Source organism: Apilactobacillus quenuiae, from assembly GCF_002994005.1.
Lineage (GTDB): Bacteria > Bacillota > Bacilli > Lactobacillales > Lactobacillaceae > Apilactobacillus > Apilactobacillus quenuiae.
Genome location: NZ_POSN01000004.1, coordinates 113,927 through 130,189, shown reverse-complemented (window position 1 = coordinate 130,189; position 16,263 = coordinate 113,927). Strand labels below are relative to the sequence as shown.

The following is a 16,263-nucleotide window of genomic DNA, read 5'->3' as shown; positions in this document are numbered from 1 at the left end:
AAGTCCTCACTTTCCGATTAAATCTAATGGTGGATTGAAGTAATGTTTGCGACAAACTGGGTAGTATGATTCATTACCACCAACTTGAATTTGTTCTCCTTCATAAACTGGCTTTTTGTCATGAAAGCGTAAATTCATGATGGCTTTTCTACCACAGAACCAACAAATTGTTTTCATTTCCTCGATTTTATCTGCATAAAGAAGTAAGTTTTCAGATCCTTCAAATAATTTATTTTGAAAATCATTTTTTAATCCAAAAGCAATTACTGGAATATTAAGTTCATCAACAATTTTAGCAAATTGTAGTACATTTGCCCTGCTTAGAAATTGTGCTTCATCAACTAAGATACAACTGGCATCTGGATTAATTGCTTTAACCATTTCAAAACAATCAGATTCAGTATCAATTATATGCGCACTTCTGCTTAAACCCACTCTTGAAGAAACAGTTCCTCTTTCTTCTCTGGTATCTAGAGCACTAGTCATAATAATTACTGATTTACCTTGTTCCTCATAATTATGAGCAACTTTAATAATTTCAATAGTTTTACCACTATTCATTGCCCCATAACGATAATATAGTTGAGCCATGGTACAACTCGCTTTCTCTTTTTATTTTCATTATTATTATAGCTGATTTAAAGAGTAATTTCGATAGTATGAAATAAAGTTAATGAAATTGACATACTTATATGCACTTTTACGGTCTATAATGGTAAAGTATGATAAAATTTTGGATATTATATCAATAAGGAGCGCATTTAAAATGTCACTTAGAAGCGAACTAGCAACTATTGCTGGAAAATCATCATATTGGTTCTTACATACTTTCATGAATGGCGGAAGTTCATTACCAGGAAAAATAACTACTAAGATTGATCCTGCTATCTTAGAACATTTAGGAAAAAATTATGACGTAGTTGTTATTACCGGTACTAATGGTAAGACTTTAACCACTGCTCTTACTGTTCAAGTTTTAAAAACAAAATACGATAATGTATTAACCAATCCCTCTGGATCTAATATGGAACAGGGACTAGTTACTACCTTTTTAAAAGCCAAAAATAATAAAAATAAACGTCCACTTGCAGTTTTAGAAGTAGATGAAGCTAACGTAGTTAAGCTAACTAAATATATTAAACCCGTTGCATTTGTATTTACAAATATCTTCCGAGATCAAATGGATCGTTATGGTGAAATATATACCACCTATAAAAAAATTATTGATGGAGTTAAGTTAGCACCAAAGGCAACTATTATTGCTAACGGTGATGCCCCTATCTTTAATTCTGCAGATTTACCTAACCCTAAAATATATTATGGATTTAAAAATCATAATGATGAAAAAGATATGAAAGCAGAACCTAATACTGATGGTATTTTATGTCCAGTTTGTGAAAATATTTTGCATTATCATTATATTAGTTATGCTAATTTAGGTAATTATTTCTGCCCTCACTGTGGATTTAAGCGTCCCATGTTAAGTCATGAACTAACAAAATTGGGTCAACTAACTCCTAATTCATCATCATTTAAAGTTGATGGACAAGAATTATCCCTTGGTATTGGCGGAGTTTATAACATTTATAATGCTCTAGCTGCATATTCAGTTGGGCGCTTTTTAGGTATTGAACCTGCAAAAGCTGCTGAAGCTTTTAATTCTAATGAAAGAGTCTTTGGTCGCCAGGAACAAATTAATGTCGAAGGCAAAGAAGTTACTTTAATTTTAGTAAAAAATCCAGTTGGATTAAACCAAGTTATTGACATGATTTCAAAAGAAAAAGAAGCATTTTCGTTTATTGGTTTATTAAATGCTAACTATGCTGATGGAATCGATACTAGTTGGATTTGGGATGGTGAATTTGAACGTTTAAAGAACATGCCAATTAAAAAATATATTACTGGCGGTGAAAGATATCGTGATATTACCTTTAGATTAAAAGTAGCTGGTGTTGATGAAAGAATTCATGATGTGGAACCAAATTTAGAAAAAGTAGTCAAAGATATCCCTAATTTACCAACAAACAAGGTTTACATCTTAGCTACTTATACTGCAATGATGCAGCTTAGAAAAGATTTTGCAGAAAAAGGATACATTAAGGGAGGTATTGAGTAATGGAAAATAAATACACACTAAATATTGCTCATCTATATGGAGACTTAATGAATACTTATGGTGATTTAGGTAATATTTTAGTTTTAAAATATTATGGTAAAAAAATGGGAATTGATGTTCAATCAAATGTAGTCAGCTTAGATGAAGATTTTAAAGCAGATGATTATGATATTGCCGTATTTGGTGGTGGTCAAGATTTTGAACAAACGATTGTTTCGAAAGATATTCAGACTAAGAAAGCCGAAATTAAAAAATTTATTGAATCAGATGGTTGCCTATTAGCAATCTGTGGTGGCTTTCAACTACTAGGTAAATATTATATTGATGCTAATGGCGATAAAATTCCTGGCATTGGAGTTCTAGATCATTACACAGAACAACAACATGATAATCGTTTCATTGGTAACATTTTAATTAAAAATGAAGAAACTGGTGAACAATACCATGGATTCGAAAATCACCAAGGTGTCACTTACACAGGCAAAGGAGAACGTCCTTTAGGTGATGTTGAAAAAGGTTATGGTAACAATGGTCAAGATAAAGCTGAAGGTGCTATTTACAAAAATGTTTATTGTACCTACTTTCATGGACCAATTTTAGCTAGAAATAATATTATTGCTAAACATATTTTAATTAAAGCACTAAAAAGACGTTATCCTAATGATGACTTTACAAAATTAGAAAAAATGGATGTTGAAAAATCTTATTAATAAAAAACGCTTGGAAATTATTTCTAAGCGTTTTTATTTTCATCTAAATAAGTTTCAATTAGCGGTTTTCTTCTTTCGATATAATATTCATTTGGTGCTTTTGGATGAACTCGATTTGATAAGAAAATCATTGCTCGTTTTAATTTTGGAATCATAACCATAAAGGTGCCAGTGTAACCAGATTGCCAAATTACTTTCATCCCATGATAATGAATTAATTCAAATCCATAACTACGTCCCAAGTTATGAGAATAAGTTTGGTCATCATAGAATTGCTTTACTAACGATGATGAAATAATCGGATTATCATCAGGATATAGAATAGAATGGGTAAATTTAATTAAATCATCCATGTTACTAAACAGCCCTGCTGATCCACAATCTTCACCTAAAACTCGTGCTTTAGGATCATGAACTGATCCTCGTAATAATCCTTTTTTTTCATCATAAACGGTGGGAACGCACTTATTCTTATCTTTAGGGGCAAAAGAGCTATTATTCATATGCATTGGTTTTAACACCCATTCAGTAATTAATTTTTGGATTGATTGTCCTGTAACTTTCTTAGCAATTAAGCCTAGAAAAATGAAGTTTACATCAGCGTAATGCATTTCATGATTTAAGCCTTTGCCTGCTTTCAAACCAAGTAATGCATCAATTAGTTCATCATGGCTTAAAGTATCTCGATTTTTAATGTATCCCTCAATTCCAGAAGTATGGGTGATCAAGTTGCGTATTGTTATCTTTGGATATTTCCATTGATGTAAATATTTACTAATAGAATCTTCCATTTTAATTTGATGATTATCAACTAACTTTAAAATTACCATTGTCGTTCCCACTACTTTAGTAATGGATGCCATATCATATATTAAATTGTCTTTTAATTTTATTTTTTTAGGTATTAATTCACTGTCACCGACTAAATGTCTTTCACTTTTATTGCCATCAATAAAAGCATAATTAACTCCAGGAACAACCCCATCATTAACTAATTTGTTTACCAGTTCTATAGTTTTTGGATAATGCATGCTTTTCACCTGATTTATTTTTTCATATAAAAAACACTTTCAAATTTACATCATAAAAATAATGATTTATCGAAAGTGTTTTATTTAATTACATTATAACTTGATTTTATTTTAAATGCTCACTTTATAAATTGTTACCTATAAATTGAGAATTATATAAATCAGCATAAAATCCATTTTGTTTCATTAATGAATTGTGATCACCAGTTTCAATGATTTGGCCATGATCCATTACAATGATTTTTTCAGCATTTTGGATTGTAGATAAACGATGAGCAACTACGAAACTAGTACGACCTTGTATTAATTTATCCATAGCTTGTTGAATCAATGATTCCGTCTTAGTATCAACTGAACTAGTTGCTTCATCCAAAATAAGTACTTCCGGATCAGCAACAAAGGCACGTGCAATGGTTATTAATTGACGCTGGCCTTGTGAAATATTAGTAGCATTTTCATTTAAAACAGTTTCATAGCCATCTGGCAGCTTTTGAATAAAGCCATCTGCTTGTGCCTCTTTAGCTGCGTTATAGGCATCTTCATCAGTTGCATTAGCATTACCATACTTAATATTTTCTAGAACAGTACCCGTAAATAGCCAACTATCTTGAAGTACCATTGAAATATGTGAACGCAATTCTGATTTACTAAAGTCCCTTGTATCCTTGCCTTTGAACTTAATAGAACCAGAATCAATATCATAAAAGCGCTCAAGTAAATTTATAATAGTAGTTTTACCAGCACCAGTTGGTCCTACAATGGCAACCGTAGTTCCCTGCTTAACGTGTAAATCAAAATTTTGAATTAACGGTGTGTCAGGTAAATATCTAAAATCAACATTTTCAAAAGTGATTTCATCATCAGTATCTTCAATTTTATTATTAACCGTTTGATCATTCATTTCAGGTTCGTCAAGAATCTTAAAAATACGTTCAGCAGAAGCAATGGTTGATTGAATGGTATTAGTTAAATTAGCCAAATTAGTAATTGGTTGATTAAACATATTTACATATTGTAAAAATGCTTGGACATTACCTAAAGCAATAGTTCCAGCCGCAACTTTAATTCCACCAAATACTGCAACGAATACATAATTTAAATTCTTAACAAAGTTCATCAATGGAAAAATAAAACTTGAAACAAATTGAGCTTTCCAAGCAGATTGGTAATATTTATCATTTTCTTTTTCAAATTGTTGAATAGTTTCTTCTTCACGATTAAAGGTTTTAATAATATTACGACCAGCAAAGTTTTCTTCAACTTGACTATTAACTTGACCTAAATGTTTTTGTTGTTTACTAAAAAACCTTTGTGAACGGGGAGTAACAATTCCTACAATAACCGCAATTAATGGGAACGTACACAAAGCTACTAATGTTAGAGACCAACTAATTGTTGTCATCATGTAGAGTACCCCAAAGAATAACAATACACTGGTAATTAACTGAGTTAAGTTAGTTTGTAGCATCGTAGAAATATTATCCATATCATTAATCATTGTGGACATAACATCCCCATTAGAATGGGTATCATAATACGAAATTGGTAAACGCTTTAATTTAGCCTTCATATCTTTTCTCAACTGATAAACCACTTTTTGAGAAATATAAGTCATGATAAATTGTTGCCCCATGTTAAATAAAGCAGCAGCAACATATAATAATCCCACTATTAATAAAATATGACCAACCGCACCAAAGTCAATTGGAATACGACCAACATGCAAACCTGACTTTTTCATTTCAAAAGCCTTCATAATCCCTTTATAAATTTCAGTAGTAGCTTCACCTAAAATTTTGGGAGTAACAATTTGCAAAATTGTTGCGACAACCGCCATGATTAAAGTAGCAATAATTCCAAGCAACCATGGTTTGACATAGGTTATTAAACGCCAAGTGGATCCCCAAAAGTTATCAGCACGTTTTTTATTGTTATTTTCCATTATTTGGATTCTCCCTTCTTTATTTGAGAGTCTAAAATAACTTTATAGTATGGATTATCTTTAGATAATTCTTTATGATTTCCAGCACCTACTAATTCTCCATTATTTAAAACTAGAATTAAGTCTGCATCGGCAACGGTAGAAATTCTTTGAGCAACAATTACAGTAATTGCATTTTTAATTTTATCGTCTTCGTTTAGACCTTGTCTTAGTTTAGCATCAGTCTTGAAATCAAGTGCTGAGAATGAATCATCAAAAATATAAATAGCAGCATCTTTTAAAATAGTTCTAGCTATTGCTAATCTTTGTTTTTGACCACCAGAGAAGTTTTCACCATTTTGTTCAACTTTAGCATTTAAGCCACCTTCCTCTTTAATAAAGTCAGAAGCTTTTGCTAGATCTAATGCATGCCATATTTCTTCATCACTTGCATCTTCATTACCATATTGCATATTTTCTTTAACTGTTCCAGTAAATAAAACTGCTTTTTGTTGGGTTAAAGAAATCAAAGAATGAAGATTACTTTGAGCAATATCTTGAATATTAGTATCATCAATTTTAATAGCCCCAGCGGTAACATCATATAATCTTGGAATTAAATCAATTAAACTTGATTTACCAGAACCAGTTTCACCAATCACAGCAACTGTTTGACCCGCTTTTGCTGAAAAGTTAATATCTTTTAAGGAAAGATTTTGAGCATCTTGATATTTAAAATCAACATGCTCAAAACTTAAAGTATTATTACCCTTTCCAACTTTATTAGGATCTTTAGGATCATTAATTGAATTTTTAACATCAAAAACTTCATTAATACGTGAAGCAGATGCCTGTGCTCTAGGAATAAATACAAATAGGAATGATAGCATCATAAAACTAATTAAGATTTGGGTAGCATAAGTCATAAATGCAACTAAATTACCAACATCTAATCCACTATTAGCAATCATTTTTGCACCAAACCATACAATTCCAACATTCGTTCCACTTAAAATAAAAGTCATCAATGGGAACATTAAAGAAACTAACATGAATACACGAATTCCGGTACTAGCATATTTAGTATTATATTTATCAAAACGCTTTTGTTCATAATCATCACGATTAAAAGCTCTAATTACTCTAACACCAGTTAAGCCTTCTCTAAATACTAAATTTAATTTATCAGTCTGTCCTTGTAACTTTTTAAACATTGGACCAGCAAAGGACATAATAATAGAAACTACAATTGCTAAAACAACCAATGCAGCAAAGAAGACGATGGTTAAACGAGGACTCTTAAAGAATGCCAAAGACATTGCACCAATTAGCATAATTGGTGACATAATCATCATTCTTAAAACCTGAATCATTACATTTTGGATTTGAACAACATCATTTGTATTTCTAGTAATTAATGAGGCATCCCCAAATTTATCTAAATCTTGATCAGATAAATACATTATTTTACGATACATAGCTGAACGAATCTTTTTGCCCATTTTTTGAGACTGAGTTGCTGCAAAATAAATATTTCCACCAGCAGCAACTACACCAATAAAGGTAACAAATAACATTTTAAATCCTTCACTCCAGATGTAAGGAACATTATTTTTAGCTACCCCATTATTAATTAGATTGGAAGTAACGGTTGGTAAATATAGATCACAAGATACCTGAACCACTAAAAATAGCACAGCCGCTAAGACTGCACTCCAAACTAGATATTTCTTAGCTAATCTTATCATGTCAATAATCACTCCTTCTTTAATTATTTATAAATATTGAAAAATGCAAAAGATAATTATATACTTAAAAAAATAATTTAAAAGTATATTAATTGTAATTTAAAAATATATCTATAAGCATTGATACAAATGCAGTTAATGATATTCTAATATTTATGAACCAAAATTGAAATAAAAGAACTTCCATCTATATAAAATAGTTACTATAAAATAATATTAAAAAATAAAAAACGCCGCAAACTGCGACGTTGAATGATTGGGTATACTGGGCTCGAACCAGTAGATTGCGGATTCAGAGTCCGCTGCCTTACCAATTTGGCGAATACCCAAAAATGTATTACATTTATTAATGATAAACTTATGTGATAAAACTGTCAACATTATTGATAGATTGACAATTTAATTATTTTAAAGTAACATGATTATTGTTAATATTTATTGCCCGCTGGTCAAACTGGTTTAAGACGTCGCCCTCTCAAGGCGGAGTTATGGGTTCGAGACCCATGCGGGTGATTATAAAAAGGCAAGTCGTTAAACGACTTGCCTTTTGTTTTTCTATGATTTAATAACTAAATGCTAAATACCCACTTTTTTTCCATCTATGAGTAAGCTGACTAACAGTAATTGTTTTATTTAATCCATCATATGCATCTTTATAAAAAAATACCTTACGATTAAATCCAATTAAAATTACACAATGTTCATTATTATCTAACCACATTACAACTGGGCGATTTCTTAACAACTGGCCCCTAATTCGACGATATGACTTATTATTAAGTAGTTTAAATGAACCCTTGTTATTAATAAATAGTCTAAAGAAATCATTAGGAACATAGGAATGCTTATCTTCAATAAATTTAATGACACTACCAATGGATAGATCATATCCTGAATATGATAACAAATTTTGTGCAGCTATAATTGCATTATCATATTGATGATCAACTTTAAAATGCAATTTCAATAAACGATAATTTTTACGAACAAATTTATGAGATACCCAGCCTTCATTTACAACTCCACAAAAATGGAACCATAATTGTTTTTTATAAAATCCAATTTTATCTATTTCTAACTTATTATAATTATTTTCTTTGGAAAATGAACAACGTTTGCTTTTATCTTCTTGCATTTCATTAACGTACCATTTTTCCATTTTGAGATGTTTCAACCTCACGTAGAAAGGATTTATTCTTTCACTTGCGATTGCATTTGCTTTCATTAATTCACCCTCAATATAATAATTATAACAATAATTAGCGGTTTTTATTAATATTTTATGCTAAGAATTATAAATGTTTTACACAGTCATATAATATGGTAAAATTAGTTATGTAAGTTTTGGGGTCGTTATGGATTCGACGGGTATAGTTCGAATTCGAATGGCGTTACGTAGCGGCGTCTACGCAAAACCGTCCAGTTTTAAATTATAACTGCAAACAATAATTCAAACAACGCTACTTTAATGGCTGCTTAATAGGCGCCTTGTAGCAATCCGATTTAGCTTTACCTATGGGTTAACATTGGGTTTTATATGAAATAGGTTACGCTATTCAACTCCCACCTGAAGTTGATAGAAGAGATTAATCGGGTTAGCTAACCATGATAGCCTTGGTGTATGGCGTTTTGATTAGTGAAATTTAAATAATATTCCTATGAGCGTAGAAATTCGAATGGCGATATGCTCGGACGCGGGTTCAAATCCCGCCGACTCCATTAGATGATAAAAAAGCTCGTTGTTATTGGTTTTAATTTTACCATAGCAACGGGCTTTTTCTTTGTTTTGGTATCAAAAATAAAATAATTATGTACAGTTTAAATAAATTATAACAGCATAGAAACCATAAATATGAAGAATAATTATTCGTGTAAGATGCGATGAGAAAGCTACTCTTTTGAGTGGTTTTTTAGTATATAATAATAAAAAGGAGTTGTTCATATGAATGCAGTTATTAATTATACAGAATTCGGTAAATGAACACCTATCATATTTATACATGGTTTAGGTTTAGATAGTACTTCTACAATAAGTTTTTTTGAAAGCTTTCTTAAGAATACATCTTTTAATAGAATTTATATTGATCTTCCAGGAATGGGTAAAAGCAAAGAAACCAATCCCAGTAGCGCAAGCATTATCCAAAGAATAATCACATTTATTAAAAATAAAATAGGAAACAATAAATTTATAATATATGGACATTCATATGGTGGATATATAGCTAAATTCATATCAATAAAGCTAAAACAGCAAGTATTAAAATTATTTTTAACATGTCCGGTAGTAAAAGCTAATAAAAAAGATAGATTAACAGAAAAACATTATAATGTAGGAAAAATAACTGATGTAAATATAATCTCAGATAAGAATTACAAAGACTTTATTTCAATGAATGTCATAGTAAATGACTCAACTTGGCATTTATATAACGATTTAATACTTCCAGGAATAAAACACAGTAATTCAAATTTCTTAAAGATGTTGAATAAAAACTATAGATATTCAGAAGAAAATAACCACAACAAAATATCTATACCTACCTTATTAGTTGCTGGAAAGCAGGACCAAGTCGTAGGCTATAGGGACCAATATTATGATATTACAAACAATTATGTAAATGGTTCAATACTAATATTAAATAATGCTGGACATAATATCATGATAGATAAAGAAGAACTAGTAAAGATGTTATTTTTAGACTTTTTAAAATATCATGAAATGTCATAGCTATAAAAATACCACAATCATTAGACAATAGTATGATAAATATATGTAAATATAAAAGACTGTTATATTAGCAATATACTTTTTTAAGGAGAGCTTATTGTAATGTTATTATAACAATATAAATTTATATTTAAGATATTTAAATATTATTTTCAAGTTATTTGACAGTTCAATTAATGTATAGAGGAAATTAACGGTTTGTTAGTTTTATTAAATTTAACATTAATAGCAATTGCTATAATAATTATTTTATTTGGCGGGTCTTTAAATAAGATAATGAGTAATGCTAAGTTATTCTATTCATTAATGTTTTTTATTATTATCGTTGGAATTATAAACGCATTTTCTTCGATTCAAAATTTATTTTAATAAATATACATAATATAAGCTTATGTATATATTGTATAAATTCACCATTTGCTACTGGTTTAATTATCAGTAGTTTTTTTATCTGGTTATGTTATAATCCCACTACCATTTTTAATTAGTAAAAATTACACTTCGTGAATAGCAAACAAAATAAACATTAAGGTGAATAATATATAAAGTAAAGTACCAAAAATCCATGAAAATAAAAAAGATTATCAACATTATTGATAATCAATTGAAAAGAATTTTAATTTCAATTAAACATTAAACTTCTCTAACCTAAATAGACCTTCTTTATCTATACTTTTAATATTATCTTTAAAAGTATAGCCTAAATTTATATAGAAATTTACTGCAGTAATAGATGAAGGTATTTCAATTCTTTTAGCTTGCTTAAAATAACTATCATTTTCAAGAGTTATAATAATTTTTTTACCGATACCTTGTCCTTGAAAAACTGGATCTACAAATATATTAAATAAACTACTTTCATCTTTTTTACCCCAGTACGGACCAATCGATCCAGTTCCAACAATTTTGTTATTAATTAAGAAAACATAACAATGCAAATATTTAGATCTGTCAATAAAAAATTCAGGTGTTCTTTCAGAGATATCCTTTTTTAGATATTCTAAGCTATAATCCTTAGAATTACTAATCTTCATAGTTTTAGCAACAAGTTTAGATAAATCAATTGCATCTTCATTTTTAAATAATCTAATTTTCATATAGGTTCACATCCTATAAATCATTTGTAAAAAGCTATTTAATATTACTAATAAATCCTATAACAAATCCATATATCATTGGAACAATTATACCTAGGGATAGAATAGAAAATGCAAATTTTTGTAATTTATCTAACTTCGGAAAGAATGTTTTCCAACTAAAAAGCAACATAAGCAATCCTATTAGTGAAACAGTATAACCAATTATGTAAATCATAAATATCACTCCTATAAATAAAATAATAACACAGTGTAATGAAATAGATTAATCTATTTCACTTAGAAACAAAATTCTACATTGCCTAATTAATGATGTTCAGTAAATTAAACTCCCTTATAATAAAAAAGAGCATCCCCATAGAAGATACTCAATATTAAAAATCACTTTAAATATTCCATAATAATTGAACTCAATCTTTTAGCAGCACCCTTACCAGCTCTAGAATCATAATAATTAGTAAATCTATCATCATCCAAGTACATTTTAGCCATATAAATGTGATACTCTTTACTATAATTTTTATTAATTAGCTTCAACCAATTTTGGTGTAAATTAAAGATATCCTTATAATGACTTTTATCATTATTTTTAATACTATTAATTAATAAATCAATTATTTTTCTACCAATATTATTATAATCATCAATGTTATTGTTAGATAAATTAGCAAAACTTTGATTATATGAATCTATAAAATCATCCCCATACTTTTGTCTTAATTCATTTCCATAATTTTTTTCATTGTTTTCAATTTTATTTTGCTTAAAAATTTCTAGTCTTTCATTATCATTCATATTTTCATCCCCCTTTTGAATCCTTTTAATCATTTTAATAGTATTATCAATTTTAGATTTCTCTATCAAAAGATTATCAATATGGGTTTGCAATTCATCATAGAATGATAAATTACTTGAAGATAAAATAGTCTTTATTCTATCAAGACTAAATCCCAACCCTTTATAAAATAATATCCTTTGTAAGATAACTACATCATCAGAATCATATATTCGATAATTATTTAATGATCTTTTGGGTTTCAGTAAATCTATTTCATCGTAATAATGTAAAGTTCTAACTGTAAGTCCGGACATATCAGCTATATTTTTTGTTGAATATTTCATAGTACTATCCCTCCAACAAATTCATTATCTTCTATAACCTAGCGTAATGGTCAACATAAATTACAAAAATATTTTAAAGTTTAATATTGTAGTACATCAACAAAAATATAATGAAGTCAAAAAAAGCTATCCAAATAAAATTGGATAGCTATATTTTTCATAATGATATAAATAATTACAATTTTTCTATTTAATATTATATCCAGTTACCTCAAAATTACCTTTTGAAGTAAAGCGTAGCTTAGTCAAGCTCCCATTTTGCGGTCTTTGACTAACATCAAATTTACCATTAGCGAATCGATCAACTAAACTAAGCACTGCTGGCCCATGACTAACCAACAATACTTTTCCATTATTTTGTATATTAGGATTATCTATAATTTTTTGAAGTCCTTTATCCCAGCGTTTCCAATAATCTTCGCTATTTTCTGCTTGCTGGAATGGATCCATTTCGTGAAAAGAATCTTTTATGCCATCTAATCCTAATGTATTAACCATTTTAGAATAAGAATCGTATTTATTAGAAGCAGCTAAAGTATAATTAGTTGTATCAATATTACTACCTTCAAAGGAACCATAAAACACTCCCCTTAATAAAGGAGTATCAATGATATTATGATCATTTGAACGATAAAGATTGTTATCATAAATAGTTTTTGCAGTGTATCTAGCTCTTTCCATATCACTACAGTAAATAGCATCAAATTTTACATTAGACAATTTATCTGCAATTTGTTGTGCATCATTAATGCCTTGTTTTGTTAAGGGAGTGTTGCTCCATCCTTGCATTTTACGATATATATTATAATAAGTCTGTCCATGACGAACTACATATAAGTCAAACTCTTTCATTATAATTACCTCCCTGTTTGTTTATGATTATATCAAAGTAAACTATAAAAGTTTAATAATTTATCTAAACCTTTACAAAATAAAAAGTAACCACTAATTAATAGTGGTTACTTAAAAATCGATCATTTCATTATTTTAAACGCATCCGAATCATTTTGCCAATTTCTGCAACAATTAGGATTACAGCTCCAGAAGCAATAATAATTAACCAATCTAATAAACTAATATTAGCAGTATAAAAATAGGATTGCATAAATGGAACATAAGTTAAAATTAACTGCAAGACAATCATTAACCCAATAATCCAGAAAGCTTTCATATTAGTAAACAATTCTTTTGATATTGCTGGCTTGCTAGTACGGATGTTAAATAGATAGAATATTTTTCCAAACACCACGACATTAACAACCATTGTACTTGCAACGGCTTCAGCATAACCATGCCCAGTTAACCATTCAAATACTACAATTCCCATGATTGCAATCAAACATGAAATATAAGTCATTTGAAAAACATCATGTTTATTTAATAAACTATCTTGATTATTACGAGGCTTTCGTTTCATAATTCCATTTTCTGCTGGTTCAAAAATGAAAGCAAATTGAATGGTAATTGCTGAAACCATATTAATCCAAAGCAATTGAGTAGGTTGCAATGGCATTTCTTTATTCATCAAAATAGTAAATGCAATAATTAGGCCTTCAGCAAATGAAGTTGGTAACAAGAATAAAATACTTTTCTTAATGTTGTCATAAATACGACGACCTTCTTTAATAGCAACTGCCATTGTACTGAAATTATCATCGGTTAAAATCATATCAGCAGAATCTTTAGCAACATCAGTACCTTCTATTCCCATCGCTACACCAATGTCAGCTTTCTTTAGAGCTGGAGCATCATTAACTCCATCCCCTGTCATCGCTGTTACTTTACCGGCATCTTCAAGTGTTTTAATGATATCCATTTTATTTTTAGGAGTAGTTCTAGCAAATACTTGGTTATTTAATACTGCATCTTTAAATTCTGCATTGGACATTTCATCTAATTGTGAACCAGTAACTGCACTAATTTTATCAGCTAGACCTAACTGCTCCCCAATAGCTTTAGCCGTTATCGAATTATCACCAGTAATCATCTTCAAACTAACCCCAGCTGAATTCATTTCTTTAAGAGCTTGAATTACTTCTTCTCTTGGTGGATCAATGATTGCTGCTAACCCTAAGAATGTCACTCCATCTTTTAAAATATCATGAGTAATCTCGTTTACATCATCAGCAACATCTTTATATCCAACAGCAATCACACGTTTTCCTTGCTTAGATAGTTCGTTAATTTGCTTATTTAAGAATGATTCGTCAAATGAACTATCATTCTTATTTGTCATGTTAAATAACTTGTCTGGAGATCCCTTAATAAAAATCTTCTTTTGTCCATATTTATCAAGAACTAATTTAGCAATATAACGATAATCAGAGTCAAAAGGTAGCGTATCCACCTCATCATAGTCAGGTGCTTTGGGATAATTAAATACTTTGTGATATAAAGCTAGAAAAGCTCCATCAGTAGGTTCTCCATTAATTTCCCACATACCTTCATCATTATCTAGAATAGTATCATTAGCTTCATAACCAGATTCTAAGAACAATTTCATCTTAGGACTAATATCAATAGGTTCATTGTTAAATTTAATTTGACCTCTTGGTTCATAACCATTACCAGTTACTTCATAATTTTTATTATCAACAATAATATTCTTAACAGTCATTTCATTTTTAGTAAGTGTCCCTGTTTTATCAGTGGCAATTACATCAACTGATCCTAAAGTCTCAATTGCGGGTAATGACTTAATAATTGTATGTTTCTTCTTAGCCATATCACTAACACCCATTGCCAAAACAACTGAAGTCGTGGCTGGCAAGCCTTCAGGAATAGCACCTACTAACATTGAGACAACCGCTAAAGCTAGAACTGACAATGAATAGGTCCCCATAAATAATCCCAATATAAATAACAAAATTGAAACGGCTATGATTACATAAGTAATCTGAGTACCTAATTTATCCAATTCAATCATCAATGGAGATTTCCTAGACTTGGTATTACTTACCTCGGAAGAAATTTTACCAATTTGTGTATTCACACCAGTGTCCACAACAATTCCTCTACCGCTACCAGAGGTTACTGAAGTTGAAGCATATGCCATGTTCTTTCTTTCAGCCAAGGGAGTTTTAGCCTTATCAATAACACCTTCAATTTTTTCGATTGAGTCGGGTTCACCTGTTAATGCTGCTTCTTGAATTCTTAAATTATCAGCATCGAAGATTCTCAAATCAGCAGGTACATTATCCCCGGCTTCTAAGAAAACAACATCACCTAATACTAATTGTTCTGCAGGAATATCGTCACGATTACCATTACGATAAACGGTTGCTTGGGTTGATAACATTTGTTTAATCTTTTCCAAGGCTTCAGAAGCATTAGCCTCTTGATAATAACCAATTAAAGCATTAATTATTACCACTAAAGCAATTACCATAGCATCAGAATAGTGTCCCATTAGTAATGTAATCAATGCCGCAACAATTAAAATATAAATAATCATATTATTAAATTGGCGAACAAACAATTTCCACTTAGGCTCTTTTACAACTTCAATTTTATTTAATCCATTTTTTTTCAATTTAGATTGAACTTGTTCATCATTCAATCCATTTTTAATATTTTTGATGCCAAATTTCTTTATTATTTGATCAACAGTTAGTTGATAATTTTCCTTATCACTCATTTATATCTACCTTTTCAATTTAGTACAATTTAAATAAACTATATTAAACTATTTCAATTGATAGTAAGGTAAACAAGATATAAATCTATGAAAAAATATGAGCATAATTTTATATCACCTCGATAATATTATAACTTATTAATCATATAATTT

13 protein-coding genes, 2 tRNA genes and 1 other RNA gene are annotated in these 16,263 nt (G+C 29.6%); 5 read left to right on the top strand and 11 right to left on the bottom strand.

The features are described 5' to 3' along the window. Positions 1-6: 6 nt before the first annotated feature. Positions 7-591 carry a thymidine kinase gene (locus C7N44_RS06615; protein WP_105957124.1) on the bottom strand — a complete coding sequence of 195 codons (585 nt, stop codon included), beginning with the start codon at positions 589-591 and terminating at the stop codon, positions 7-9. A gap of 175 nt (positions 592-766) precedes the next feature. On the opposite strand from C7N44_RS06615, the gene C7N44_RS06610 reads away from it, so the two are divergent. Next, the gene (locus C7N44_RS06610; RefSeq protein WP_105957123.1) at positions 767-2,116 is read left to right on the top strand and encodes a Mur ligase family protein; all 1,350 of its coding nucleotides are present in this window, start codon (positions 767-769) and stop codon (positions 2,114-2,116) included. Continuing rightward, on the top strand, positions 2,116-2,826 hold the full coding sequence (locus C7N44_RS06605; protein ID WP_105957122.1) for a type 1 glutamine amidotransferase: 711 nt from the start codon (positions 2,116-2,118) through the stop codon (positions 2,824-2,826). The genes C7N44_RS06610 and C7N44_RS06605 overlap by 1 nt, the downstream gene beginning before the upstream one ends. Before the next feature lie 23 nt (positions 2,827-2,849). Here C7N44_RS06605 and C7N44_RS06600 read toward each other — a convergent pair whose 3' ends face one another. The 4 genes from C7N44_RS06600 to C7N44_RS06585 all read right to left on the bottom strand — a co-directional run bounded on the left by C7N44_RS06600 (position 2,850) and on the right by C7N44_RS06585 (position 7,855). Continuing rightward, positions 2,850-3,857 (bottom strand): serine hydrolase domain-containing protein, encoded by a 1,008-nt coding sequence (locus C7N44_RS06600; protein ID WP_105957121.1) that lies wholly within the window; start codon positions 3,855-3,857, stop codon positions 2,850-2,852. Between the two features lie 124 nt (positions 3,858-3,981). Then, on the bottom strand, positions 3,982-5,799 hold the full coding sequence (locus tag C7N44_RS06595; RefSeq protein WP_105957120.1) for an ABC transporter ATP-binding protein: 1,818 nt from the start codon (positions 5,797-5,799) through the stop codon (positions 3,982-3,984). Further along, entirely contained in the window at positions 5,799-7,526 is a 1,728-nt protein-coding gene (locus tag C7N44_RS06590; protein ID WP_105957119.1) for an ABC transporter ATP-binding protein, read from the bottom strand. Before C7N44_RS06590 ends, C7N44_RS06595 begins: the two co-directional genes overlap by 1 nt. Before the next feature lie 256 nt (positions 7,527-7,782). Then, positions 7,783-7,855 (bottom strand) — tRNA-Gln (locus C7N44_RS06585). 110 nt (positions 7,856-7,965) lie between these two features. Here C7N44_RS06585 and C7N44_RS06580 point away from each other — a divergent pair. Further along, positions 7,966-8,039, top strand: a tRNA-Glu gene (locus C7N44_RS06580). Positions 8,040-8,088: 49 nt separating this feature from the next. On the opposite strand, the gene C7N44_RS06575 is transcribed toward C7N44_RS06580, so the two are convergent. After that, complete coding sequence (locus C7N44_RS06575) at positions 8,089-8,751, bottom strand: C39 family peptidase (protein ID WP_105957118.1); 663 nt, start codon at positions 8,749-8,751, stop codon at positions 8,089-8,091. 121 nt (positions 8,752-8,872) lie between these two features. Here C7N44_RS06575 and ssrA point away from each other — a divergent pair. Together ssrA and C7N44_RS06565 are read left to right on the top strand one after the other, a co-directional pair. After that, positions 8,873-9,248, top strand: a transfer-messenger RNA (tmRNA) gene (gene ssrA, locus C7N44_RS06570). A gap of 265 nt (positions 9,249-9,513) precedes the next feature. Continuing rightward, positions 9,514-10,254: an alpha/beta fold hydrolase gene (locus C7N44_RS06565; RefSeq protein ID WP_105957117.1), complete on the top strand. Its 741-nt coding sequence runs from the start codon at positions 9,514-9,516 to the stop codon at positions 10,252-10,254. A gap of 626 nt (positions 10,255-10,880) precedes the next feature. Here the strand turns inward: C7N44_RS06565 and C7N44_RS06560 are convergent. The 5 genes from C7N44_RS06560 to C7N44_RS06540 form a co-directional block, all read right to left on the bottom strand. Next, positions 10,881-11,351, bottom strand: a complete 471-nt coding sequence (locus C7N44_RS06560) for a GNAT family N-acetyltransferase (RefSeq protein ID WP_105957116.1) — start codon at positions 11,349-11,351, stop codon at positions 10,881-10,883. Between the two features lie 34 nt (positions 11,352-11,385). Beyond that, positions 11,386-11,568 carry a hypothetical protein gene (locus C7N44_RS06555; protein WP_105957115.1) on the bottom strand — a complete coding sequence of 61 codons (183 nt, stop codon included), beginning with the start codon at positions 11,566-11,568 and terminating at the stop codon, positions 11,386-11,388. Between the two features lie 164 nt (positions 11,569-11,732). Then, positions 11,733-12,473 (bottom strand): MerR family transcriptional regulator, encoded by a 741-nt coding sequence (locus tag C7N44_RS06550; protein ID WP_105957114.1) that lies wholly within the window; start codon positions 12,471-12,473, stop codon positions 11,733-11,735. Positions 12,474-12,659: 186 nt separating this feature from the next. Next, positions 12,660-13,325 (bottom strand): histidine phosphatase family protein, encoded by a 666-nt coding sequence (locus C7N44_RS06545; RefSeq protein ID WP_105957113.1) that lies wholly within the window; start codon positions 13,323-13,325, stop codon positions 12,660-12,662. Positions 13,326-13,455: 130 nt separating this feature from the next. Beyond that, the gene (locus C7N44_RS06540) at positions 13,456-16,110 is read right to left on the bottom strand and encodes an HAD-IC family P-type ATPase (RefSeq protein ID WP_105957112.1); all 2,655 of its coding nucleotides are present in this window, start codon (positions 16,108-16,110) and stop codon (positions 13,456-13,458) included. Positions 16,111-16,263: the final 153 nt, after the last annotated feature.

What these genes read in the sequence shown, in the direction of transcription:
- C7N44_RS06615 (WP_105957124.1), bottom strand. Translation starts at nt 591, where the DNA reads ATGGCTCAACTATATTATCGTTATGGGGCAATGAATAGTGGTAAAACT.
- C7N44_RS06610 (WP_105957123.1), top strand. Translation starts at nt 767, where the DNA reads ATGTCACTTAGAAGCGAACTAGCAACTATTGCTGGAAAATCATCATAT.
- C7N44_RS06605 (WP_105957122.1), top strand. Translation starts at nt 2,116, where the DNA reads ATGGAAAATAAATACACACTAAATATTGCTCATCTATATGGAGACTTA.
- C7N44_RS06600 (WP_105957121.1), bottom strand. Translation starts at nt 3,857, where the DNA reads ATGCATTATCCAAAAACTATAGAACTGGTAAACAAATTAGTTAATGAT.
- C7N44_RS06595 (WP_105957120.1), bottom strand. Translation starts at nt 5,799, where the DNA reads ATGGAAAATAACAATAAAAAACGTGCTGATAACTTTTGGGGATCCACT.
- C7N44_RS06590 (WP_105957119.1), bottom strand. Translation starts at nt 7,526, where the DNA reads ATGATAAGATTAGCTAAGAAATATCTAGTTTGGAGTGCAGTCTTAGCG.
- C7N44_RS06575 (WP_105957118.1), bottom strand. Translation starts at nt 8,751, where the DNA reads ATGAAAGCAAATGCAATCGCAAGTGAAAGAATAAATCCTTTCTACGTG.
- C7N44_RS06560 (WP_105957116.1), bottom strand. Translation starts at nt 11,351, where the DNA reads ATGAAAATTAGATTATTTAAAAATGAAGATGCAATTGATTTATCTAAA.
- C7N44_RS06555 (WP_105957115.1), bottom strand. Translation starts at nt 11,568, where the DNA reads ATGATTTACATAATTGGTTATACTGTTTCACTAATAGGATTGCTTATG.
- C7N44_RS06550 (WP_105957114.1), bottom strand. Translation starts at nt 12,473, where the DNA reads ATGAAATATTCAACAAAAAATATAGCTGATATGTCCGGACTTACAGTT.
- C7N44_RS06545 (WP_105957113.1), bottom strand. Translation starts at nt 13,325, where the DNA reads ATGAAAGAGTTTGACTTATATGTAGTTCGTCATGGACAGACTTATTAT.
- C7N44_RS06540 (WP_105957112.1), bottom strand. Translation starts at nt 16,110, where the DNA reads ATGAGTGATAAGGAAAATTATCAACTAACTGTTGATCAAATAATAAAG.